The sequence below is a fragment of the Nostoc sp. genome, from assembly GCF_036919575.1.
Taxonomy (GTDB): domain Bacteria; phylum Cyanobacteriota; class Cyanobacteriia; order Cyanobacteriales; family Nostocaceae; genus Nostoc.
In genome coordinates this window covers 1-21,226 of the sequence record NZ_JBALBY010000040.1, presented here as the reverse complement: position 1 = coordinate 21,226, position 21,226 = coordinate 1, and the positions used below count along the sequence as shown (strand labels likewise).

Sequence of the window (21,226 nt, the reverse complement as noted above, 5' to 3'; positions counted from 1 at the left end):
AGATTTTTACTGTCTAGATTTTCATGTTCCTGTGCCAGATGTAGCTTATGGTAAGCCATAACTATTATTCAGTTTTTAAGATTCTACACAATAAAGTTTCTGTAAGAAATTGTTCGACCTTTTTAAAGGTTTTTACATCAACTTTATGATAACGTCAATAGCAGCTTTACTTGTTACTTTGAATTTGGTGTTTATACGTAAGTAAAACCGCTTAAGTTTTTTAAATTTATTAAAGCCAGAGGTCGATGTAGCCCGATTCCGTAAAATTACTAGATGTGCGTTTTTTTCAGCAGCAAATTCCGAAGAAATTTCTGAGCATAATTATTAAGGTAAAAGTTTTTGTTCTCCATCAAAAAATGTACACAGATCAAATTATTCCTGCTAAACGCCTGACCCTACTGTGTTTTGGGCTTGATGAGTAACACTAGGTAAGATTAGAACACCGCTTAGACTTGTTTATATGCCCCAAATGAAAACACTCTAACCAGTAATTGTTGCAGAAAAATAATTGGACTACTGTCAGTACTAACAGCTAGCTCTGTCTTCAAATCCTAATAGAGGTAGCAAGTTGATCAGTACACATGATATTTTTACTTATGTCGATTAAATATCCTCTTTTGAAACTGCGTTCAAAGCTTGTAAATTGAGAGCATTCAAGCTCAGATATAACGTCTACAATAATTTCAGTGTAATCCACCCAAATCTTGCACCCTTTTATGGATAACCCGATGCTGCTCAAGTCTACAACCCGGCATGTCCGCATTTTTGCAGGTGAAATTGACCGGGATGGCGAACTGGTTCCTAGTCAACAGGTCTTAACGTTAGATGTTGACCCAGATAACGAATTTAATTGGAATGAAGATGCGCTGCAAAAGGTTTACCGAAAATTTGATGAACTAGTAGAAGCATCTAGTGGCGTAGACCTCACGGACTATAATTTGCGCCGTGTGGGGTCAGACTTAGAACATTATCTGCGATCGCTCCTGCAACTCGGCGAACTCAGCTACAATCTCTCTGCCCGTGTTACCAACTACAGCATGGGAGTCCCCCAAGTAGCAATTGACGACAAACAATAAGCTCAATAGTTAGTAGCGGGCTGGCTGCACCCTTGTGAGTAGGCTACGGTGTACACACAAGTCGAATTACCCCCCTTAATCCCCCCTTATAAAGGGGAGAGACTGGAAATCTAGTTCCCTCCCCTTTATAAGGGGAGAGACTGGAAATCTAGTTCCCTCCCCTTTATAAGGGGAGGGTTAGGGTGGGGTAAAACCTTGGTTAATCAGCTATTTCAGACTTGTGTGTACACTGTAGCCTTGTAGGACAGAGATGAAGAAGAGAGGTTTTCTTGATTCGTCAGGTACTTTTGCCAAAAGTATATTTAATTATCTTAATTCTTAATTAAAGTTAATTATTGCTATCTTACTTATAAACTAAATAAATACCAACATTATCTGGCTGTTGATGATGGGGTAATTCAGTAAAAACAAATAACATAGTCATGCTTGGGTTATGCTTTGGGGACAGGGTTGGAGTTAGTTGCTTTATTGATGGAGAGTCACAGGGCAACAGAAGCTATGATGAGGCTGTAGGGTTGACTTGGGAGCGTGTTATTTGGATAAGTTAAGTATTAGCACCTGCTGATATCCGCCAGCTAAAATCATCATCTAAAGTCTGGGTATGTCAAGTTTCAGAAAGATGAGCGGTCTAGATTGTCCCTACTAATGCTGTTAAAGAAATTGCCAATCGCTGATCGGTGCGAAAACTATGGAAAATGACGCGGCAACGCTCTACTGTCCAAATGAAAATTGTCAGGCTGCCAACCCCCTGACCCACAAGTTTTGCCAGCGATGTTCCACGCCGCTACCCAAAAATTATCTCTGGGCTGTGGTAGATGGCCCAAGTGTGGGTAGCCCTGGAGAAATATTAGCCGATCGCTATTTAGTCCTTGATAAATTTGTGCTTTTAGATACGAAGCCTGGTTTATTAGCGCTAACGCCTGAGTTAGATAATTTCCAGCCTCTAAAAGCTTATTTGAGACTCATTCCCTACCGCTTACACGTACCGCAGGTATATGGAGTGCTTTTTGTCGCTGACGGTCCCTCGCCTGGAGAAATATTACTTTTAGAAAAACCGCCACTATTAGTAGATGACACAATCCAACAAGTGCATTTATGCAGCGAGTTAACCACCGCTTGGCGGGATGCAACATCGATGCGCCAACTCAATTGGTTATGGCAAATAGCTCATCTGTGGCAACCTCTGGCGAGTGAAGGTGTCGCCTCTAGCTTGCTTGACTCCTATGTATTACGGGTAGAAGGCTCATTAGTACGTTTGTTGGAATTGCGTTTAGATATCGCAACATCACCAGAATTGCCCCAATTAGGTGAATTTTGGCAGCAGTTGGTCAGTGATGCCAAACCAGCGATCGCTGAATTTGTGAATCAGGTTAGCCTTTCCTTAATTCAGGGACAGATTAACTCAACAGATCAATTAATTAAAGTTTTAGATCAGGGACTGGCTGGGTTAGGGCGATCGCAAACACCCACAATCAAAATTATCACCAAAAGTGACACTGGACCAACTCGCCAACGTAACGAAGATGCCTGTAGCCCCCCCAGTGGTACTCTGATCAGCAAACCACCCCAGCCAACAGCCTTAGCAATTGTCTGTGATGGCATCGGTGGCCACGAGGGCGGTAATGTCGCCTCAAATTTAGCGATTGAAACGATCCAGCAGCAGGTACAGCAACTAACCAAAGTTCCCTACGACCACATAGACCCCTCACTGCTACTCGATGACCTAGAAAAGGCAGTATCCATTGCCAATGACAAAATTAGTCAGCGCAATGACAGTGAAAATCGCCAAGGGCGTCAGCGCATGGGTACGACTTTAGTCATGGCATTGCCTGTTGCTCATGAAATGTACATTACCCACGTTGGCGATAGTCGTGCCTACTGGATTACACGCCACGGCTGTTATCAAGTTACCCTTGATGATGATGTCGCCTGCCGCGAGGTGCGGTTAGGTTATGCGATTTATCGTGAGGCTGTGCAACAGAGTGCTGCTGGCTCTCTTGTCCAGGCTTTGGGCATGGGACCCAGCACTTCATTGCATCCCACATCGACACGGTTTATGCTCGATGAAGATGCTGTTTTTCTACTCACATCCGATGGTTTGAGTGATTTTGATCGGGTGGAGGAGTACTGGGAAACAGAAATCTTGCCAATTCTGCTTGGGGAAACAAATATAGTTAATGTTGCCGATAGATTAGTCGAAATTGCTAATACTAAAAATGGACACGATAATGTCACCGTCGCTTTAGTCCATTATCAAGTTCAATATTGGGAACCAGAAATTACGATCAAAGCAGTCATTCCAGAGAGTTATTCTGCCAAAACTGTTGATTTGACTTCCAGAGCCACAGATACGACACTTTTAGATAGCCCAAACCACAAAACTCAGGTCATTCCCGAAAATCAGCCTGTCAAAAGTTCTATCCAATTACCGCTACAGTGGATAGTTCCATTAATATTTGTGGTAGCAGCAGGTGCTTTAGGATTCTTCGTCAAACAACTGCGATCGCAATCAGGATCACTGCCAATTTTTTCCAATCCCATACAAACTTTAAACCCTAGCATCGAAGGGACACCCACACCGCGATCGCTTGCTAACCTTGATCGTGGTTGGGTAATTAAAACCAACAAGGAAATCCCCTTGGGAAACAACCAATCCCTTCCTCGTGGAACTTTTTTAGAAGTTATTCAGAAAAGCTCAAATCCCAAACCTGCTTCTGGGGATTTTTCGGTATCTATGCGAGTCTGTACCAATAAAAGTACACAAACTCCAGCTAATACTAATAACCCAGCAGTAACTACCTCGGTTCCACCAAATTCAAAACCTTTGCCGGACACAGTATTGCTGGACTTGCCCCAACTGAACCGTTTTGCCGTATCTGTTTTACAATCAGACGTACCAAATCCATGTAGAACTGTCACGCAACCGCCAGTTACTGAACCAGATGACGCCAGTCCAACTTAGTTAAAGAAGTCGGAAGTAGTAATCAAGATGCTCGCGGACTCTAAGAGGCTGTACTATGCGCTCAGGGCTATTTCGTTCTAGACAGAAACCGCCCAGAACTGAAGTTCTTTGGCTTTTAGCTAAAGTCCGTTTTAACGGACTATAACTCAATACGCTTGGGTTACAGCAGAAATCATGTATTTGAACCACATCTGTTGTAGGGGCACAGCAATGCTGTGCCCCTACCGCGTGGTCTATTTACCTGAAAATAGCTGTAAGGCTAAAACTCTTTGTCAAAGTCAATTTTTTTAACGAACCGCTCCAGGCGCAGAGGAAACAGAGAGAAGAAAAAATGCTTAACCCAAGCGTATTGGACTATAACCTTTTCTTAGTCGTCTTGAGACGAATGAGTGCTATTAGACTCAGAATTCATTCTGAGCCGGACTAGATGACAATGAAATAGCCCTGGCTATGCGCCAGTCGTACAGAATTTATTCTGAATTCTGACTCCTGAATTCTGAATTCTGACTCCTGAATTCTGACTCCTGAATTCTGACTCCTGAATTCTGACTCCTGAATTCTGACTCCTGAATTCTGACTCCTGAATTCTGACTCCTGACTCCTGACTTCTGAATTCTATTTTGATAAACTTGTAAAAACCTGGAATAATAACAGATAACAACCAGAGTAAAAACTTACAAGGTAAAAAAGTAGAAAATTTTCACCTTTAAGAATTGTTATTTTAAATAATTTGTTTTTAGCTTTTAGTTTAATGAATCCATGCCATCCCTGAATTTGGCGATCGCCCGTCTGTTAAACACTGGCACTGACAACTTCGCCATTTGGGTCGTCAAGGCTCCCTATCCCAGTGGCTACGTTTTACGTGACTGTGTATGGCCTGCTGAACTCACTCAAGTTTGGCAAGAATGGCAACAGATGTTTGCTGGTCATGGTCGCTTGGATATTTCCCCAAACTCAACATCTCAAAAGTCCAACCCATTGCCCATAGATTGGATTTCACCCCCTTCAGGTGAAACCACTAGCCCCTACAGCAGTCGTCTGATGCAATATTTGGGAATGAATTTATGGCGCTGGATATTCGAGGGACAAATTCTTGGTAGTCTAGAACGCAGTCGCGGTATTGCTATGGGTGAGCATACACGTTTGCGCTTTCGACTAGAAATTCGTGACCCGGATCTGATCGCTTTCCCTTGGGAAATTATGCAGGGTGAACCTGGTCAATCGGCGATGTCTCTCTCCCCAGATTTGCTATTTAGTCGCACCAGCACTGAAGTTGATGCCTTACCGTATTTGCGAACTGACAAGGCTTTAAGTATTCTGCTGGTTTTAGGTCACGATCAAAAGCTGCAACTGGAACAAGAAGCTGCTATTTTACAGCAAACTCTTGCAGATACACCTGTAAGTGGAAATTCCCAAAGATATGCACCTTGTATAGTGAATCAACTTCTACAACCAACTCCACAAGAGTTGATTGATGAATTAGAAACCAAAGCATACAATGTTTTCTTTTACGCTGGACATGGTTTGCCAGGCCCAGACGGGGGGTTACTGTTTTTGCGACCAGAGATGCCCCTGAATGGGATAGAATTAGCCCAAGTATTGACCCGTACTGGTGTGAAACTAGCGGTTTTCAACGCCTGTTGGGGCGCACAACCAGCCGCTAGCAATCATCAAGCAATACCTGCCAGCAGTTTAGCAGAAGTACTGATTCGTCATGGTGTGCCTGCGGTTTTGGGGATGCGCGATGAAATTGCTGACCACGAAAGCCACAGTTTTATTCAAGCCTTTACCGAAGCTTTGCGATCGCACAAACCAATTGATGAAGCCGTAGCACTGGCTAGGCAAGAGTTATTAACACTGTATAAATTTAATCAACCTGCTTGGACTTTGCCTGTTCTCTACCTGCATCCAGATTTTAATGGCGAACTGATTAAGAACCCAGATGAAGGGATTACGGAACTACCAGATACAGCCATTCCTGATCTCGGTTTCCCGCTTGTGATTGCTTCGTTGCGATCGCTCACTCCAAAAGGGAAAACTTGGTTGTTGCGTTATGGAGTCACCCGCATTGGTCGCACGAGCGATAATGATATTGTCATCCCCGAACCATCTGTATCCAAACGCCACGCCGAAATCTTCTGCCGCAATACTCTTACTGATGCTACACTGATGCGAACTTATTACTTGCAAGATTTTTCCACCTACGGGACAACCTGGTTTTTAGGCCCTAATGGTTGGCAACAAATCCTCCGAGAGGAAGTCCCCTTGAAATCGGGAATGCAGTTAAAGTTTGGAAGTGCTAGAGGTGAAACCTGGGAGTTTATGATTGAGGACTGCTAGCAGAGCGATTGCAGAAATGGATTTTGATGTTGAGCATCAGCTTTTAAAGTCTGTTTTTCCGGGAGAAAAAATCAATTGTTTTTGCGGAAATCTCCTCTGAGGAATTGTAGCTATCAATACGACTAAATAATCTTGAGGCAATAAAAATGGCTAAAAAAATTAACGGCTCAGACACTTTCTCCCCTTTGCCATCTCAAGTAGAATTAGAGTTTTTAGAAGCGTTACTGGAACCAGAGGATGGTACTTATCCCTGGAATCCAGGTGATGATGAATCAGAAGCTTATTTTCAGGAACTAGAAGAACAGTTTGGAATGCCAGATTTAGTTGACGAAGAACTGATGAGGCGATCGCCAGATTTTTTTAACAATCTAGACACACTTTGGTCTGATATTAATTCTACACCAGATTACAATCAGAACTTACAACAGTCAGTAGTGCTTAATCTTCAAGAAACATTACGTACTACTTTTTCTGCCTATGTCCCCCAAGAATTGCTCAATGCGATCGCCAGCAAAGCTGCTGAGATATTTGCTGCTCGCCAATTAATCAGCGAGCAACTGGTTGAGTGCGTTCAGACAGTACTACCAACTTGGGGAACAGAGGATCTTTTAGTTTTGGCTCGTCCTTTTGCTTACGCGATGCGAAGTAGCGAATCGCCAAACCCGGCATCTGCGCTCACTAATCTTAAAAATAGCGAGTGGACAGTTTTATCAGAAGTAGAGAAAGCAAAAGTTAGTTTAGCGATCGCTTCCTATGCTTTTACTCAACTTAACAAGTCTCAGTCTGAAATATGAATGGGGAATGGGGAATGGGGAATGGGGAGTAAGGAGTAGAAAAAACTAAAATCTTCATCATGCGCTATAGTTCGCGTAGCCCGCGCTTTGCACGATCTCTGTTCAGAAGCGTATCTCGCAAAGATGTTGGTTGCCTTACGCAAAGTGACAAAGAAAGAATCGAAAATCAAGACTTTCGCAACAAGTTTAATGCTCTTTATTTTTGTAGGTATACTAACCCCATAATAAATTTACAGTACGCTGATTTTCAAACTAGGTCATCTATCCCAAGAGATAAATATTCAACAATCATTAGACATTAGGCATTGGGCATTGGTTATTCTCCTCATCTCCCTCATCCCCCTCATCCCCCTCATCCCCCTCATCCCCCTCATCCCTTACTTTGGGCTAATAAATCGGGTAGCAAAATTTTGCGATCGCGTCGGTGACAGCGCCCGTGCCTTGAGAATTGCCGCCATCAAAAAGGCGTAAGATAACACCCCAACAACTACCAGCAGCAAGGCATTGATTGATCCTGTAGCATTCCAGAGAGCGTGGAGAGCAGAGGCACTAAGATAACCAATAGAGAGAATTTGCCAACTTCTACTGGGTTTGAGGACAGCCAACCCGATAAAATAACCCAGGTAGCCACTATAAGCCATGTGTCCGGCTACAGAGCCTAAAATTCGCGGAATTAGCAGTTGTAAACCCGCCAGTTGACCAGCAGCGCCTGCACCCACCTGTTGCGAGACATTTTGAGTAATATCTGGCACATATTGCCCAAGAGTTTCCAAGAGAGTGAAGCCCACAGCCGAAGCTGTTCCCAGGAGAATACCATCTAAAGGTTCCCAGACCCCAATACGTTCCCGCCAAGGTGAAGACAGCATTCTACCAATAGCAAAAGCCCCTAATACAGGCAATGCCTTGAGTAATTCCTCCATCAAGCCAGCGCCAAAGAACATCCGCACCAGCAACTCTGTGAAGGTGATAGATTCTTGGGGTGAGGGCAAGTTTCCAGGCAGAACGGTGCGAAACACGAAGATAAATAGATCCAAAACCGGACTGAGCAAAATCAGCATCGTACCCAATGCCGCAGCCATTAGCACCCACCAAGGCTTCTGTTTACCGCAAAGTTGGTAAACAAAATAGTAGGCCGCGAAGGCGATGTAAGTTGCTACAATAACTTGATTAGCCTGGGGCTGACCGACTGTAGCAAACATTAACACTACAAAGATTACGGTGAGTATTCCCGGTATGAGGTAAGCTTTACGAGTTAAATCTTTACCAGTGGAAATAATCGGAAAAAGCTGTGTGAAGCTAACAGAATCTGGCTGCTTTAATTGCGTGTGGTTGTGGTAGTTTGTTGCCGAAGGTAATGGTATAATTTGGTTAACTGTCGTGGCCGGGGTGAGTGAGGTAAACTCGTACTCAAAAACGTATTGTGGGCCATCAGCACCTAGAGAAATGCGATCGCCTGGGTGCAATTCCTGACATTCATATAAGCGTTGTCCATTCAAATAAGTGCCATTAGCACTATTCAAATCACACAGCACCCAGCTGAATTTGCTATCTGGCGATAGAGAAAGGGGACGAACCACCGCATGACGACGAGATACCATTCGGTACATCATGGCATCCAAGACAACTTGGCAGCTGGGGTCGCGTCCAATTACCATTTCTTTACTGGGGGGCAGGGAGTAGCGAGATTCCGATCCAAAAGCTGCCCCATTACCAGACACTAGCCGCAGAAATGCATTATGTCTTGCGTTTTTGCCTGTCATCGATAAGAAGTGCGTTTCTAAACTAATTCTTCACATAATTTGGCAGCAGGACTAACCTTAGCCACATTAACAGCAGCATTGCTAAATCCACTATAGCTTCACTTACTGCTAAGAAATTTAAAATTTCCAGATGCAAAATTTCAAATTGTTTCACTTAACTCATCCCCCGGCTTGAAGCCGGGGGCAAATCGAAGTAATTAGTTATTAGTCATTAGTCATTAGTACCAATGACTAATGACTAATAACTAATGACTAAATCGGCGGGCGGCTATCCCTCCCACCCCTTGAAGGGATGGGATTACCGCCGATTTTCGTTGATGTGAATCACTATTCCATCTACTGAGAGTTTATCCTAAACCTGGCTTGTGACGCAGATAAATCAGCTTGTATCGGTGGTATACTCTTGACATCGTAGTTGCAAATTAAACCCACGGCAATTGCTCAAAAAATAGTAGTTTTTACTGCATTTAGTTTGCTCAAAAAACTATATAATCTTCAGTTTTCTGTTATCAGTTGTTTTTGCTACTGATAATTGACTAATCTCCTTTGCCGTAGGGAAAGAAACTGCACCGAAGATCGAACCAGATTTCCGGTATCTTGCCTCAAACAACTGTAGCCAGTTCTGGGTGTTGAATCTTAGTTCCAAGTACTGTGAGGAATTCTGCTAGCCAATGGGGGTGAGCATTTCTGATACATTACAGCATTAAATGTGCTTAAATGTATTATTTGATACTAGTAAGTTAACAAAGTGTAATACACCTACAGATTTGTTAATGGCTATTGACTAATTAAAGCAGATGAAATTCTGCGATCGCTCTGTTAAAGTTTTTGTTTTCATGTCCTGGTTGGCTGAGTTTAATCAAGGCAAAACGCTGTAAGGGCGTTAAAGCTGCCCAATGTTGCTGTGTTAGGGTTACATCTATTTCTTGAGCTTTTTCCTGAATGCTGGCTGGTACAGTGGCAGAGTCTAGCCATGCGGGATGAGGCTCGATGGGCAATTTTGTCGCTGGTCTACCCGTGCGTTGTAGAATTAACTGCTGGATATGGTCGTGATAAAACTGAATTTCCGTTTCTGTAGTGCAAGGTAATTCGACTAAAGCTTGACGCTCGGCTGTAGTCATTTGATTCCAATCAGACAATTTTAGCTTGATGCCACAGGTATCTAATTTGCAACGCACCTGCATGGGGATGCAACGCAAAGAATCAACAAAATCTGCTTCAAATTCAAAGAAATCTGTCATTGTTCGACAAACTCAAAGTTGATGGGTGAGGATGGGGAGTAGGGAGTGGGGAAAGCGGCAAGTTTTGTGGCAATGAGTCTTTATCCCCATTACGAATTACGAATTATTTTAACTTGCATCTTTGGAATTACTGAGACGAATGATCAAATAACTAATTGATAAGGCAAGAATAGCTATACCTAGACCAATTATATCAAGACCTGCAACTTTTTCTAAGTCAAGAATAATAATTTTTCTGGCAACAGCAATTAAAGAAGTAACAATAACTAATTCAACCTGAAAAACGTGTTTTCGTAAATAGGCTGTAATATTTTCTAAAATCTCTAAAGCAATTAAAATATTTAAAAATAAACCGAAAACCTTATACAAAGTTCTGTTGAATGTACCGTAAGGGGCTGTAAATAATTCTTTAAAAATAAAGATTCCTAAATCTGCGATACCTACTAAAATCACAATTACCATGAAAATAGATAGAACTTTAGAAACTAGCACTTCTATGTTTTCGATGACGTGCATGAAGTTCTCATCTCTGGTAGTTACTAAAATTCGCCTCAGTAGCTTTTTCATAATGCTGCACCCGATTCTAAAATAAAAGAAAATCCCATAGATAAATCTAGAGGATCGAAATAATTCGTAATACTTCGGCTGCGCTCAGTACAAGTTCGTAATTCGTAATTAAGTTTTGTAACGGGGATTATAACCTTTTCTTAGTCGTCTTTACACGACTTTCGCTATTAGACTCAGAATTCATTGTGAGGCGGACTAGATGAGAATGAAATAGCCCCGGTTAAAAAAGATACCTTGCTGATGTTTTATAAGTTTTCTATTTATTTTTTATTCTTTATCCATAGCTAAAATCCCGGCTCAGTAAAACCTTTTGTTAGTAGAGATTTTATCTCTTTAGATATGGTAATTGGTAACAGTCAAAAGTAGAGAGTCATAAAAAATTATCATAACTATTGACTATTGATTATTGACGAAATTACCACTTTAGAGGTTTACTTTGGAGATGACCATTGTGAGGATTGGAGTTGATAATTTTTGACTGTAACTTCTACAGAAATTGGTATCAGTTGCACTGCACAGGCTTTTAATTCTGGTTGTAGGGAATCGGGGCAAGATTCTGGATGGGTGAGGGCATTAGCTTCGGCATTGTCTGCCCACAGTGAACCCCAATGCATGGGAACAAAAACTGTACCAGGCGCGATCGCTTTTGTCACTTTAGCAGGAAACTTAGCTTTACCGCGACGCGATCGCACTTCCACACACTGATTATCTACAATACCTAACTTAGCAGCATCACGGGGATGAATTTCAATAAACGGTTCGGGATGCATTTTACAAATTTTTTCAATTCGCCCGGTGCGCGTCTGCGTATGCCAGTGTCCGTAAAGTCGCCCATTAGTTAGCACAAAAGGATAATCTGGGTCTGGTGGTTCTGCTAATCCCTTTGAGTAATATGCCCCAAATCGAGCGCGTCCATCAGGAGTGTGGAAGCGGAGATTGGTGTAGAGTCTTTTGTTAGAGACGCGATTAATCGCGTCTGTACAATTAGAGACGCGATTAATCGCGTCTGTACAATTAGGAGTTGAAGATTCTAACTCATAACTTTTTTCAGGGTGAGGCCATTGAGTCGGTCCTTGTGCTTGTAATTGCGCGTGACTGATACCTGTCATATCGCAGGGACGAGTTTTAGTTAGTTTGACAAACTCAGCATAAACTTCAGCAGAGTTAGCAAAGGCAAATTCTCTCTCAAAACCTAATCTACGTCCAACTTCCGCAAAAATTTCCCAATCTGCTTTAGCTTCTCTTGGCGGTTCGCGGAATGCTTGACATAAAGTTACCACTCGTTCGGAGTTTGTCATCACACCAGTCTTTTCACCCCACTGGGCTGCTGGTAGCAAAACGTGAGCGTAGGCAGAGGTTTCTGTGGGATAATATGCGTCTTGGTAAATGGTGAAAGGCGATCGCAATAATGCTTTCTTAGTTCGCTCTAAATCTGGCATACTCACAGCTGGGTTGGTAGCTGCAATCCACAATAACTCTACAGCGCCATTTTCTAAGCCAGTAATCATGTCCCAAGCAGTCAAACCGGGATTGGGCGAAATCTGTCCTGGCTTGAGTCCCCAAAATTCCTCAACTTCTGCACGGTGTTGAGGATCTTTTACCGCCCGATACCCCGGTAATAAATTCGCTAAACCCCCGGCTTCCCGTCCTCCCATCGCGTTTGGTTGACCAGTAAGAGAAAAAGGCCCAGCCCCAGGTTTGCCAATCTGTCCAGTCATCAGGTGCAGGTTAATGATAGTTCTTACCTTAGCTGTCCCTTCTGACGATTGATTCACACCCATTGACCACAAAGATAGTACCCGCTCAGATTTACCCCAATAGCGTGCTGCTGTTTCTAAATCTTCAATGCTAATTCCACATTGACGAGCGACTATTTCTGGGGAATAGTGGCGAATCACTTCAGCATAAGCGGGAAAGTTGATGGTGCATTCATCCATGAACATGGGATCAGTGTAGTTCCAGCGCATCAACAAGTGGGCGATGCCGTTCAATAAGTCGATATCTGTACCGGGACGAATGGCTAAATGCAAATCAGCTGCTTCTGCGGTTGGCGTGCGACGGGGATCAACCACAATCATTTTGACTTTGCGGTTCTTTTTGTGATATTTTTCCAGTCGGTTAAAAACGATGGGGTGACATTCAGCCGTATTGGTGCCAATTAAAAATGCACAGTCAGTTAACTCTAAGTCTTCGTAACAGCATGGAGGGCCATCTGAGCCAAAGCTTTGAATGTAGCCAGCTACAGCACTAGACATACATAAACGTGAGTTGGCGTCAAAATTATTAGTACCCAGACAGCCTTTCATGAGTTTCTGGGCTATGTAATAATCCTCGGTTTGAAACTGACCGGAACCATACATACATATAGCTTCTGCCCCTTGGGTGAAACGCACGGTTTGAATGCGCTTGGTGATGAGATCAAAAACTTCATCCCAACTAACCCGCCGAAACTCTTGATCTAAGGAGTCTCGCACCATTGGGTAATGTAATCTATTTTTATCTAAAGATTCCGCGATCGTTGCACCTTTGACGCAAAGCATTCCTTGACTGGATGGATGGGCTTTGTCGCCCCGAACTCGCCAAGTTGGATTTCCTTGGCCATCTCGATTAGTTGCTTTGCCAAGTTGGGCTGGAGGTGAAACTTCTAGTCCACAACCAACACCACAGTAGGGACAGAGGGTTTTGGTAAATTCACTCATGGCTGTTGTACTATTTGGTTATTTTGATTGTGCAACCTCAGATGTAGCGACTGTTTGAGAATTTTATTTTTTTAACGAACCGCAGAGACGCAGAGACCGCTGAGAGATGAAAAAGAGATTAGGACTGTTATGGAAGGATGAAGTGTTAAGTTCCCTAATTTACAGCTGTTTTCATGTATTTGAACCACGTCTGTCGTAGGGGCACAGCAGTGCTGTGCCCCTACCGCGTGGTCTATTTACCTGAAAATAGCTGTAAATCTGATATAGGACTCGTATTTTAATTTTGAAAAAAATCAGTACACCCCAAAAAGGCTTCTTCCCCACTCCCTACTCCCTACTCCCTACTGTATGTCTACGCAAATAATTATGGCTACGCCACGCTGCGCGAACAGAAATCAAAGCAGACTGCTATAGTGAATTTCCTATTTCATCCTTCTGTTGATTATTCTTCGGTTAAGAAGATAGTAGTTGCGGTTTCTGGTAATTCACTTTCATAAGTAGCGGCAAAGGAACCTTTTGGCTCTTTGAGGAAGAAGGCACACATGAAAGCGCAGATTAAAGCAGCTAAACCCATTGTGCTAAATAGTGTTGGAGCGTCGGTTAAACTAAAAATTGTCAGGTAAACTACGCCGCCAAAATTCCCGTAAGCTCCGACATTACCGGCAATTTGTCCAGTGGCTTCTTTCTTAATTAGGGGTACGATACTATAGGTTGCACCGCAGCCAGCTTGGGCAAAGTAAGCGGCAAACATTGTAACTGCGATCGCTAGCGGAATCGGCCAGTTACTATTAATAAAATGTGCCATCAAATAACTAACACCAATGCCAGCAGTGATAATTGTCATTGTCCATTTACGGGAGCTAAATTTATCAGAAATTAAGCCCCCACTGGGACGAGAAACCAAATTTAAGAAGGGATAGGTAGCGGCAATCATCCCAGCGACTACATGCTCTAAAGCAAAGGTTTTTTCAAAAAATGCCGGGAGCATAGATACAACTGCCAGTTCGCTGCCAAAGCTAGTTATGTAAGTGAATTCGAGTAAGGCTACTTGACCAAACTGGAAGCGTTTTGATGGAGTGTAGGTTTTTTTACCAATTAGAAGTTCTCGGTTTACCTCCCAAGCTTTATAACTTTGGTAAGCAAACAATCCTGCTAATAGCAACCAAGTCAGATACATTTGGCTCAGAGTTAGGAAGTGAATTTTCTTTTGTTCCAAGCGCCAAGCTAATAAACCCAAGGCGAAAATTAAACCAAAATTTGAGATAATCATCGCCCAGAAGCTTTTAATACTGGTCACTTCTAGAGAACCATTTTTGTTAGGTTTCTTGTAAATTTTACCAGTGGGCGTATCTTGGACGCTGTTGTAATAAATTACGCCGTAGATGGCTGCAATGATCCCTGTAAGTGCGATCGCAAACCGCCAGTTAGAAGCACCACCAGCGAAAAAGCTAGTAGAAACTGCCAGCATCGGTAAGGCAAACTCTGCGCCAAAAGCCCCAAAGTTACCCCAGCCGCCATAAATACCTTGGGCAATGCCCATTTCCTTCGGCTCGAACCATTCAGCCACCATACGAATACCGACAACAAACCCAGAGCCGACAATTCCCATCAGCAAACGACTGATGACTAATTGATTAAAATCTTGCGCTAACGCTGTCGCCAAACAAGGAACAACCGCAAACATCAGTAGCATTGAGTAGGTGATTCTGGGGCCAAAACGATCCAGAAGCATCCCAATAATTAGCCGTGCAGGAATTGTAAGAGCAAGGTTACAGATAGCTAAAGTTTTGATTTGCTCTGGCGCTAAATGTAGCTCTTTGCCAATGGTTGTAGCGAAAGGAGCAAAGTTAAACCAACAAACAAAGGTGAGAAAGAAAGCCAGCCAAGTCTGATGTAAGATGCGGTAGCGATCGCTGAATGAAAATAATTTTTTAAGCATTCTAATCTTTCTAATTGAATAAAACGGATAAGTTGAGCCTTTGAGGTTGGAAGTTGAGCCTTTGAGGTTGGAAGTTGAGCCTTTGAGGTTGGAAGTTGAGCCTTTGAGGTCGGAAGTTGAGCCTTTGAGGTCGGAAGTTGAGCCTTTGAGGTTGGAAGTTGAGCCTTTGAGGTTGGAAGTTGCACCTTTGAGGTCGGAAGTTGCACCTTTGAACTCGGAAGCTGCACCTTTTAGCTCGGAAGCTGCACCTTTTAGCTCGGAACTCGGAAGATCCCCCCAACCCCCCTTAAAAAGGGGGGCTAATACTCTATATCTCCCTTACCCCCTTTTTAAGGGGGTCGCCACAGGCGGGGGGATCTTTCCGAACTGCCCCCGATAAACACTACAAGTTACTAACTACTAGGGCTTCTTGCTTGAGTTTTGCCCCAAAGTTTTTGATGAGTAAATCTTGCAATACTAACTGCAAGTCTTCGCATGGTATGCCTTTGATGACGCAAGTTCCTAAATGGGCATCTTTACCGACTTTGCCGCCCATATATATGTCAACGCCTTCCAAGGTTTTGCCATTTTTGCGAGTTTTAGTTCCCATCAAGCCGATGTCTGCAACTTGGGGCTGTCCACAGGAATTGGGGCAACCTGTCCAGTGAATTCGCACCGGGTTGGTGAAGGTTAAGTCTTCTTCTAAGGCTTTAATCATTGCCAGAGCGCGGTTTTTGGTTTCGATGAGGGCAAAGTTGCAAAATTGTGCGCCTGTGCAAGATACTAGCGATCGCATCAGCAAACCTGGATCAATGGAAAACCTTTCTAGCAAAGGCTCTGATAAAAATGCTGCTAAACGCGAGTCAGTAATATTGGGGATAACAATGTTTTGCTCAACTGTAAAACGAATTTCGCCACTGCCGTAAACTTCTGCTATACGAGCAATTTCAAACATATCTTCGGCATCCAGTCGCCCGACGGGAATGTGCAAACCTACGTAATTTAATCTGGGTTGCTTTTGTTTATATACCCCGATGTGATCGCGTTTTTCCCAGTCGATTTCGTCTTTTGCTGCTGCGGATAATAATGATTTACCCAAACGGTTTTCTACTTCTGCTCGAAACTTTTCTAAACCCCATTCATCAATTAGCCACATCAGGCGGGATTTTTGCCGATTAGCACGCAGCCCGCGATCGCGATAAACTTCTAAAACCGCTCTACATACAGCTACCACATCTTCTGGAGCCACCCAAGCATTCAGAGGAATCGCCGCCTCACAACGTTTAGCTGAGAAAAAGCCACCGACGAGGATATTAAAGCCAAAAACTTTTTGGAGAGTAGGAGATTTTTCACTACTCCCCACTCCCCACTCCCCACTCCCTTCCTTAAATGCTGGAACAAAAGCCAAATCGTTGATTTCAGCGTGAACCGAATTGTCTCTTCCGCCTGCGATCGCAATGTTAAACTTCCGTGGTAAATTGCTAAACTCTGCGTTCCCTTCTCCTTTGTTGGTGAGCATATCTTGAATTTGCTGTATCAACTCTCGCGTGTCGTACAACTCATCTGCATCCAACCCCGCCACGGGATCGCCTGTAATATTGCGGACGTTATCCATCCCTGACTGAACAGTGGTTAAACCAACTGCGTCAAATCTATTAAAGATATCTGGTAAATCTTCAATTCTGATTCCCCGTAATTGAATATTCTGTCTCGTAGTAATGTCAGCGCTGCCTTCATCTCCGTAACGCTGCACCACTTGGGCTAAAACACGCATCTGATTGCTGGTGAGAATACCGTTAGGCATCCGCAACCGCATCATAAACTTACCTGGGGTAACTGGGCGAAAAAATACACCCACCCATTTGAGTCGATGATCGCGGTCTATTTCGTTCATTCCTTCCCAGCCCAGGGCAGCAAATTTCTCTATCTCATCCCTGATGGCGAGTCCATCTTTTTCTGCTTTGAATTTCTCAAACTTATTCAGGCTGGTGGTAGTTGCTGTTTCTGTCATGAGGCTGACTCTCGTGAGAATTTGTAGTGATAATTGCCCAACATCAATCAACCCGTAGTTCCATCAGGTGTTGTATCTACGAGGGTTAAGGAATAAAAACTTAATATTTACAAAGAAAGGCAGAAGGCAGAGGGCAGAGGGCAGAAGGAAAGAAGTATTAATAAAAACTTTAGTTGTGGGTTTAAAGCCCACTAGTATAAAAAGATTTGTGTCGAGATGCGTAGCACGAGACACAAGGTGTCCTTATTTCAATCCCACGTTTTTAAACGTGGGTTCCCTTCTGCCTTCAGCAAGAACTGCCTTCTGCCTTTTGACTTAAGGCTGATTATTTTTACTTCAGAGCATTCAAAAGTGAAACTTAAAATCCGTGATTAGTTAAGGAAAGCTTGTCGCCATTTACATCTGGGAAATTTGTTAAGCAGGCTTGAATAATGTTTATGTAACAATTTCTATACTCATAACTTAAGCTGAGATTTCTGTTAAAATCGTATAAATTGTTACGGTTTTTTGGTAAAATAGCTGAAAATGCATGAATATTATGCATTTTTTGCATCAAACTCATCAATAAGCGGCGCAAAGCGCTTGATAAAGGTATTTCAGATGACAGAAAAGATTTTGGATTGCCATAGATTAATCCAAAATCCAAAATCTAAAATCCAAAATTGAGTGGCAGATGTTAGCTAAAACTTAGATATTATTTCAGCAGCTATGAAACGTCGTGATTTTATTAATTGGGTAGGTTTGGGTTGGATTGCGAGTTCTCTACCTGTAGCGATCGCCGCCTGTTCTTCTGGGACAACTTCAGCATCTGGAGATTGGCAAACAGTGGGAACCTCGGCAGAATTAGATAAAACAGGTCAATTGCTGGCGAAAAATTCACCCGTCGGGCCTGTGTTGATAATCGGCACATCTAAAGCCAAAATAACTGCTGTTAACCCTACCTGTACTCACGCAGGTTGCACTGTAGCATGGAAAGCTGAGGCGAAAAAATTCGCTTGTCCTTGTCATGGTTCGGAATTTGCGGTTGATGGTAAAGTGCAAAAAGGCCCAGCAACAAACCCGCTCAAAACTTACGCCGCCAAAATTGAGGGTAATTCAGTTGTAGTCAAGCCAACGTAATTCGTAATTCGTAATTCGTAATTCGTAAGTTTAAATTGATGGATCAACCGACCTTTAAAAATGGTTGATTTTCTCTGAGTCCACGGAGGTGGACTTTGCCTGTGTAGTAGCGAATTCTATTCGCCCAATACTTCCCATAATTCAAAATTTAAAAATAGGATCGTGAGTAACATCAACCAGCTTTTGGTGCAAGCCCAGGAAGCATACGATGCAGCTGATTGGTCATCGCTAATTCAATATTTGCAACAATTAATCTTAGGTACAGATTCTGAACATCCAGAGATAGTTAAAAATCGAGAATATCTGCTAACATTAGCACTTTCAATGTTAGAGATGGGGGATTTTCAACAACGCTGGGAAATTACCAAGGTGTTGACTAACTTGGGAAATATTGCCATCCCACCACTGACTGATATCTTGGAAGATGAAGATGCAGAAGAAGAATTACGCTGGTATGCAGCAAGGACTTTGGGCGAATTTCAGCACCCAGAAGCGATCGCGTCTTTGGTTGAATTATTGAAAACTGATGAGGATGAAGAACTCAAAGCGATCGCAGCTACAGCACTGGGACAAATGGGTACTGTTGCGATCGCTACACTCTCTGAACTTCTATTAGATGAAGATACACGGCTTTTAGCGGTGCGATCGCTCTATTGTATTCGACAACCAGAAACCATCACACCGTTATTGAGTGTAGTGCAAGATCCACAAGCAGCAATCCGCGCCGCCGCAATTGAAGCCCTCAGCAGTTTTCATGACGAACGTGTACCCCCAGTATTGTTAAATGCTGTGGATGATATAGCCGCTACAGTTAGGCGTGCAGCAGTCCTTGGTTTAAGTTTTCGCCCCGACTTACGCCAAGCATTAGATTTAGTGACAAGACTGCAACCCAAGCTTTACGACTTTAACCTTGAAGTTTGTTGTGCAGCCGCAGTTTCTCTTTCGCGGATGGGAAGTGATGATGCAGCCAAATACTTATTTGATTTGCTGATTTCACCCCAGACACCGATAAAGCTGCAATTAGAAACCATTCGCGCTTTAAGTTGGGTGGGAACGCCACGCAGTTTGGAATATTTGCAAACAGCATTTCATCAAAGCACTTCCGAGACACTTTGGCAAGAAATTGTTAAAGTTCTGGGGCGAGTGCAAAAGCCGCAGTTAACTACACCAGCCGCAGAAATTTTACTGCAAATACTGCCATCGCAACATCCAGCCACAGAGATTGCTAACGTCAAAAGTGCGATCGCTTTATCTTTAGGACAGTTAGGTAAAATGCAGGCTATTGAACCATTGATTTCACTGCTAGCAGATTCTAATGCATCGGTGAGACTACACGCGATCGCGGCACTAAAAAATCTGGACAGTGAAGCCGCACATCAACAATTGCAGCAGTTTGCAACTAATGCCACACTTACACCAGATTTACAACAAGGAATAGCGATCGCTTTAGCCGAATGGTAAATTCTAAAACTTAGGCATTGACAAGAAATACCAAATATCAAGAATATAAGCAGTAAGTTGAAGAAGAATTCAGAAGTCAGAATCAATCAGTCGGGGATTTCGACCCACCAGTGATTGTTCGCGCTTGCGTCACGTAGTTAAGACCACCAAATCTACGATTTGGTGGGGGTCTAAAAAGAGTCTATTCATCCGCTTTTTCGGTCAAAATACCTTTCCTATATTCTGACGACTGACGCCTTTATTCTGTTTCGATAACAAACTAACTAACAATAAAAATATTCCTTAAGTCTCAAGTAAGACACACCTGGAGTATGAAGTTATAAGTTCTCAGGTGAAATAAGATTGTAAAGTATTCTTAATGGACTTTCACCATCTGGCTGCTTGAAATTTATTGTTTGAATATAGAGTAACCAAATAATTAACAATAGGTAATTAATTACTGACTGATTATGAATTAGTTTACTCTAACAAATAGTAAGTTGTTGTGGGAGCTTCAAATGCTTTCAGTTTTTACCAAATAAACTAGGTGAAAGATTCCTCAATCTGCCTTGTCAAAATTTCCCTAATTTCCCAGTTGATTGAGTAGACAATATCGCTTTTGAAAATCAATCAACCACAAAAATCTAGAACATAACAGGAACCATAAACATGAAGCCTTTTGATTTATCTAAAGCTGTTTTAGCTACTGTCTTTGCCATCAGTTTCGCTTCTGTGTCCTTACCTCCTTCTGTTTCTGCCCAAAGTGGAGGCTCCGGCAGTGGTGGAAGTGGCTCAGGTACTGGCGCTACAGGCAGTGGAAGTGGCTCAGGTACTGGCGCTACAGGTACTACAGGCAGTGGAAGTGGCTCAGGTACTGGCGCTACAGGCACTACAGGCAGTGGAAGTGGCTCAAGTACTGGCGCTACAGGCAGTGGAACTGGCTCAGGTACTGGCGCTACAGGCACTACAGGCAGTGGAACTGGCTCAGGTACTGGCGCTACAGGCAGTGGAACTGGCTCAGGTACTGGCGCTACAGGCAGTGGAACTGGCTCAGGTACTGGCGCTACGGGCACTGGAACTGGCTCAGGTACTGGCGCTACAGGTACTACAGGCAGTGGAACTGGCTCAGGTACTGGCGCTACAGGCACTGGAACTAGCTCAGGTAGTGGAACTACAGGCACTGATTCCACAGGTAGTGGAACTACAGGTAGTGGAACTACAGGCACTGATTCCACAGGTAGTGGAACTACAGGTAGTGGAACTACAGGCACTGATTCCACAGGTAGTGGAACTACAGGT

At 43.2% G+C, this 21,226-nt stretch carries 14 protein-coding genes; 7 read left to right on the top strand and 7 right to left on the bottom strand.

The window, feature by feature from the left end; genetic code table 11:
* Nucleotides 1-716: 716 nt before the first annotated feature.
* The 4 genes from V7K27_RS12070 (at nt 717) to V7K27_RS12055 (ending at nt 7,172) form a co-directional block, all read left to right on the top strand.
* Entirely contained in the window at nt 717-1,076 is a 360-nt protein-coding gene (locus V7K27_RS12070) for an NAD(P)H-quinone oxidoreductase subunit M (RefSeq protein ID WP_334947398.1), read from the top strand.
* 688 nt (nt 1,077-1,764) lie between these two features.
* Nucleotides 1,765-4,038, top strand: coding sequence for a protein phosphatase 2C domain-containing protein (locus V7K27_RS12065; protein ID WP_334947396.1), 2,274 nt, complete (start codon nt 1,765-1,767; stop codon nt 4,036-4,038).
* A gap of 759 nt (nt 4,039-4,797) precedes the next feature.
* Nucleotides 4,798-6,378 (top strand): CHAT domain-containing protein, encoded by a 1,581-nt coding sequence (locus V7K27_RS12060; RefSeq protein ID WP_334947394.1) that lies wholly within the window; start codon nt 4,798-4,800, stop codon nt 6,376-6,378.
* A gap of 146 nt (nt 6,379-6,524) precedes the next feature.
* A complete protein-coding gene (locus V7K27_RS12055; RefSeq protein ID WP_334947392.1) occupies nt 6,525-7,172 on the top strand; it encodes a hypothetical protein in 648 nt (215 codons plus the stop codon).
* A gap of 377 nt (nt 7,173-7,549) precedes the next feature.
* On the opposite strand, the gene V7K27_RS12050 is transcribed toward V7K27_RS12055, so the two are convergent.
* The 7 genes from V7K27_RS12050 to V7K27_RS12020 form a co-directional block, all read right to left on the bottom strand.
* Nucleotides 7,550-8,932, bottom strand: a complete 1,383-nt coding sequence (locus tag V7K27_RS12050; protein WP_334947390.1) for a PrsW family glutamic-type intramembrane protease — start codon at nt 8,930-8,932, stop codon at nt 7,550-7,552.
* Nucleotides 8,933-9,720: 788 nt separating this feature from the next.
* Nucleotides 9,721-10,173 (bottom strand): nitrate reductase associated protein, encoded by a 453-nt coding sequence (locus V7K27_RS12045; RefSeq protein WP_334947389.1) that lies wholly within the window; start codon nt 10,171-10,173, stop codon nt 9,721-9,723.
* 108 nt (nt 10,174-10,281) lie between these two features.
* Nucleotides 10,282-10,740, bottom strand: a complete 459-nt coding sequence (locus V7K27_RS12040) for a phosphate-starvation-inducible PsiE family protein (RefSeq protein WP_334947387.1) — start codon at nt 10,738-10,740, stop codon at nt 10,282-10,284.
* A gap of 431 nt (nt 10,741-11,171) precedes the next feature.
* The gene (locus tag V7K27_RS12035) at nt 11,172-13,439 is read right to left on the bottom strand and encodes a molybdopterin oxidoreductase family protein (protein WP_334947385.1); all 2,268 of its coding nucleotides are present in this window, start codon (nt 13,437-13,439) and stop codon (nt 11,172-11,174) included.
* A gap of 442 nt (nt 13,440-13,881) precedes the next feature.
* On the bottom strand, nt 13,882-15,378 hold the full coding sequence (locus V7K27_RS12030) for a NarK family nitrate/nitrite MFS transporter (protein WP_334947383.1): 1,497 nt from the start codon (nt 15,376-15,378) through the stop codon (nt 13,882-13,884).
* A 382-nt stretch (nt 15,379-15,760) separates the two neighbouring features.
* The gene (locus V7K27_RS12025; RefSeq protein WP_334947381.1) at nt 15,761-17,368 is read right to left on the bottom strand and encodes a ferredoxin--nitrite reductase; all 1,608 of its coding nucleotides are present in this window, start codon (nt 17,366-17,368) and stop codon (nt 15,761-15,763) included.
* Nucleotides 17,369-17,726: 358 nt separating this feature from the next.
* Entirely contained in the window at nt 17,727-18,014 is a 288-nt protein-coding gene (locus V7K27_RS12020) for a hypothetical protein (protein WP_334947379.1), read from the bottom strand.
* A gap of 62 nt (nt 18,015-18,076) precedes the next feature.
* On the opposite strand from V7K27_RS12020, the gene V7K27_RS12015 reads away from it, so the two are divergent.
* From V7K27_RS12015 to V7K27_RS12005, 3 genes are all read left to right on the top strand, one after another.
* Nucleotides 18,077-18,487 (top strand): QcrA and Rieske domain-containing protein, encoded by a 411-nt coding sequence (locus tag V7K27_RS12015; RefSeq protein WP_334947377.1) that lies wholly within the window; start codon nt 18,077-18,079, stop codon nt 18,485-18,487.
* 159 nt (nt 18,488-18,646) lie between these two features.
* Nucleotides 18,647-19,948, top strand: a complete 1,302-nt coding sequence (locus V7K27_RS12010; protein WP_334947541.1) for a HEAT repeat domain-containing protein — start codon at nt 18,647-18,649, stop codon at nt 19,946-19,948.
* A 742-nt stretch (nt 19,949-20,690) separates the two neighbouring features.
* Nucleotides 20,691-21,226, top strand: a 536-nt coding sequence (locus V7K27_RS12005) for a hypothetical protein (RefSeq protein ID WP_334947376.1), incomplete at its 3' end; no start/stop codon positions are given.

What these genes read in the sequence shown, in the direction of transcription:
- V7K27_RS12070 (WP_334947398.1), top strand. Translation starts at nt 717, where the DNA reads ATGGATAACCCGATGCTGCTCAAGTCTACAACCCGGCATGTCCGCATT.
- V7K27_RS12030 (WP_334947383.1), bottom strand. Translation starts at nt 15,378, where the DNA reads ATGCTTAAAAAATTATTTTCATTCAGCGATCGCTACCGCATCTTACAT.
- V7K27_RS12015 (WP_334947377.1), top strand. Translation starts at nt 18,077, where the DNA reads ATGAAACGTCGTGATTTTATTAATTGGGTAGGTTTGGGTTGGATTGCG.
- V7K27_RS12025 (WP_334947381.1), bottom strand. Translation starts at nt 17,368, where the DNA reads ATGACAGAAACAGCAACTACCACCAGCCTGAATAAGTTTGAGAAATTC.
- V7K27_RS12040 (WP_334947387.1), bottom strand. Translation starts at nt 10,740, where the DNA reads ATGAAAAAGCTACTGAGGCGAATTTTAGTAACTACCAGAGATGAGAAC.
- V7K27_RS12045 (WP_334947389.1), bottom strand. Translation starts at nt 10,173, where the DNA reads ATGACAGATTTCTTTGAATTTGAAGCAGATTTTGTTGATTCTTTGCGT.
- V7K27_RS12035 (WP_334947385.1), bottom strand. Translation starts at nt 13,439, where the DNA reads ATGAGTGAATTTACCAAAACCCTCTGTCCCTACTGTGGTGTTGGTTGT.
- V7K27_RS12065 (WP_334947396.1), top strand. Translation starts at nt 1,765, where the DNA reads ATGGAAAATGACGCGGCAACGCTCTACTGTCCAAATGAAAATTGTCAG.
- V7K27_RS12050 (WP_334947390.1), bottom strand. Translation starts at nt 8,932, where the DNA reads ATGACAGGCAAAAACGCAAGACATAATGCATTTCTGCGGCTAGTGTCT.
- V7K27_RS12055 (WP_334947392.1), top strand. Translation starts at nt 6,525, where the DNA reads ATGGCTAAAAAAATTAACGGCTCAGACACTTTCTCCCCTTTGCCATCT.
- V7K27_RS12060 (WP_334947394.1), top strand. Translation starts at nt 4,798, where the DNA reads ATGCCATCCCTGAATTTGGCGATCGCCCGTCTGTTAAACACTGGCACT.